We start from the raw sequence: 2,896 nt of genomic DNA, 5'->3' as shown, positions 1-2,896 counted from the left end.
TAATTGCTTCTCATATGTTCTGGGATTTTCGTTTGGTAAAGATTTCCAGCACACTAAAAGATTATTCGATGCTGCTAATTGCCAAATTAATCTTCCTCCCCAATGCCCAATATTTTTTCCTTGGCCAAAACCAAAATATTGCTTCATTCGTGACTTTAAAGTTTCATTACTATTTTCGTTTCCTGCTTTACCGATATAAACTACAAGTGTTTTTTCTACCCAATTATTCTTCAGTTCTTCGATTGATACATTTGGATTTTTCCCTTTAAAATGTCCACCAGTGCCAACCTGCAAATATGATGGAGTTTGTTTGTTAAGACTCAAAACAAGATAAACTCCTTTCATTGCTGGCAGTTGTGAACTGTCAACAAAAAGTTCTTGTATAGTTTTGAACCCAATAAACCCTGCTTTTTTTAAATCTTCAATATTATTGAAATCCATATTTTTAGCATTAAGGGTATTTTTTTATAAATATCAATACTTCTTAAACGCCAAGTTGCTGGCGGATTTTTTTTGCACCCTTCACCATATTAATTAACTTCAGCCTGCTGGCCCATCTTGCCGTTTGGCTCAATCCGCAATCGGGTGCTACAGATAATTTTTCTGCAGGAATATATTTTAAGCAACGGTTAATTCTTTCCACAACATCAACCACTGTTTCGATGTAATAAATTTTTCCATCAATAATGCCAACAGCTACATTCAATTTTTCTGAAAATGGTTGTAATAATTCTATCTCGGCAAATTCTCTGTTCGCCATTTCAATATGAATTTCATTAATTGTTAAATCTAAAAAATCAGGCAGCATGGGTTTTATGCTTCTGTAACCAACAGGCCTTCCTTTAAAATTACCGAAACACAAATGCGTACTGAGATTGCATTTACCTACGATTGGTTTTACCGTACGGTTAAAAATATCAACAAAACGTTTGGTATCTTCTTTATAAGCATAACAACTCATGCTGGGTTCATCCACCGTTATCTCTGTGCAACCTGCTGCCACCAATGCTTCCAGCTCTTTACTGATGATGGGTAGTAATGCCTCGGTAATGGCATAACGGTCTTTGTATTTTTCATTCGGTAACAATCTTCCGCTTAGTGTAAATGGGCCGGGTACACTGGCTTTTAGTGCAGGGCCTGCAGGTGCTAACTTTTTTAACCGTAAATATTCTGCAACAGCACCCAAACCATTTGGTGCCACCAACTCTCCTACAATATTATTTTTTCCACGTTGATCATGTGCGGCGGGACCAAACTTTCTTGTTTCGGTATCATTATTTTCAATGCCTTTGATGAAACCATAAAAAGATAAATTGAAATCCAACCTTGTTTGTTCACCATCTGTAATTACGTCAAGGCCTGCAGTTACCTGGTCATGTATTGCAGCAATCACCGCATCTTCAATCATTTCTTCAATATCGGCCTTGCCAAACTTATCCATGTTTTGCGAAGCAAACTCCAGCCAGCCCGGAAAAGGATAGCTGCCTACAACTGTTGTGCGAATGGGAATATTCATCTTATTAATTTTATTTTTTTGAATTAATTTTTTGTATCCGGCTTTATTTCTCTGTTCAACTTCATTGGCGTCGTCCCGATGTATCGCATTGACGTCAAGTTAATTTTTTCCAGCTTTCAATAAAACCCTTTACCAAAGCCCCATTCGGGGCGAAATGTCAGTAGAAATAATTTTATTTTTTATTTCTATTTAGCCCCATAGGGGCGGCATGTTTTTTTCGCAACCCCTTTGTTTTAATATGCCGTCCGCCAGCTGGCGGAGCTTTGCAACCAATATCTATCTAATTGCTACTGATATATCGCCTCTACTAGGCTTTTTAAACTGACGCCAATGCGATTCATCGGGAAAAAGTATATATTTATTGACCTTTGCCTACATTATTATATAGTGCCGACATTCGTTGTGCATGTTCATCATACGCCGCCTCAAATAATTCTTTTGCTTTTGCATCTCCTACAATTGCCGATGCCGTTAATACTTTTGGTGGATGACCTGCTTCTGTTAATAATTTTGCCAGTTCCGCTTTTATACAATTCACAATCATTATTCCACCAACTGTAGAGCCGGGTGATACTGGTGTTTCTAATCCATCAATATAAATCATAGAATCTCCGGCAGGTGCACCGCTGTCTAAAATAATATCAGCAAAGTCGCTCAGTTTTTTTCCATCGGCTCTTTTGCTTTTACTTTTTGCCGAGTGTTGTGTGGTGATGAGTGCAACAGTTTTTATTTTTTTCTGCTGAAAGAGTTCTGCCATTTCTATTGGTACGATATTGCTGCCGCTGGAGGAAACAATCAATGCACAATCTTTATCACTTAAATTAAAGTTGCGTAAAATTCTTTCTGCTAATCCGCTTACATTTTCTAAAAACATGGCTTGCCGCTGACCGTTAGCACCAACCACATTGTTGTGATTGGTTAAGGATAATTCTACAATCGGATTAAAGCCAGGAAAAGATCCATACCGTGGCCACATTTCTTCTACCATAATGCGGCTATGGCCGCTGCCGAACAAATGCACTACTCTTCCGGCCAAAATACTTTCGGCAAACCATTGTGCAGTTTGCTGAATTTGATGTTGCTGCGCTTTTACGGTTTCAATAATACCGTTGCATTTTTGTAAATAGGTTGCTGTAAGATTCATTGTTTTTATTTTGACCTCACCCCAACCCCTCTCCAAAGGAGAAGGAACTGGAATTGGGTATTTTATAATTTAAAATATTCTTAACTTAATGACATTACACTTCGGGGTTTAGGCTTTTTTCGTTTTAATGTTTCTATATTAATGTCAGCCTTTCAGGCTTTTTTTAATTAATTCATTTGGGCTAAAGCCCACCCGCCTATTCTATTTAATCCCTGCCCTGAAGGGCAGGGCTATTT

The 2,896-nt window shown here is 37.9% G+C and carries 3 protein-coding genes; all 3 read right to left on the bottom strand.

Going from position 1 to position 2,896, the window contains the following annotated elements; genetic code table 11:
- A partial coding sequence (locus ACY65O_RS20395; protein WP_462222701.1) for a hypothetical protein occupies window positions 1-441 on the bottom strand: 441 nt, incomplete at its 3' end.
- A gap of 43 nt (window positions 442-484) precedes the next feature.
- Window positions 485-1,516 carry a hypothetical protein gene (locus ACY65O_RS20390; protein ID WP_462222700.1) on the bottom strand — a complete coding sequence of 344 codons (1,032 nt, stop codon included), beginning with the start codon at window positions 1,514-1,516 and terminating at the stop codon, window positions 485-487.
- 358 nt (window positions 1,517-1,874) lie between these two features.
- Window positions 1,875-2,660: a sugar isomerase domain-containing protein gene (locus ACY65O_RS20385; protein ID WP_462222699.1), complete on the bottom strand. Its 786-nt coding sequence runs from the start codon at window positions 2,658-2,660 to the stop codon at window positions 1,875-1,877.
- Between the last annotated feature and the right edge of the window lie 236 nt (window positions 2,661-2,896).

The organism is Ferruginibacter sp. (genome assembly GCF_031430955.1).
GTDB lineage: Bacteria > Bacteroidota > Bacteroidia > Chitinophagales > Chitinophagaceae > Ferruginibacter.
This window is presented reverse-complemented; position numbering and strand designations above follow the sequence as displayed.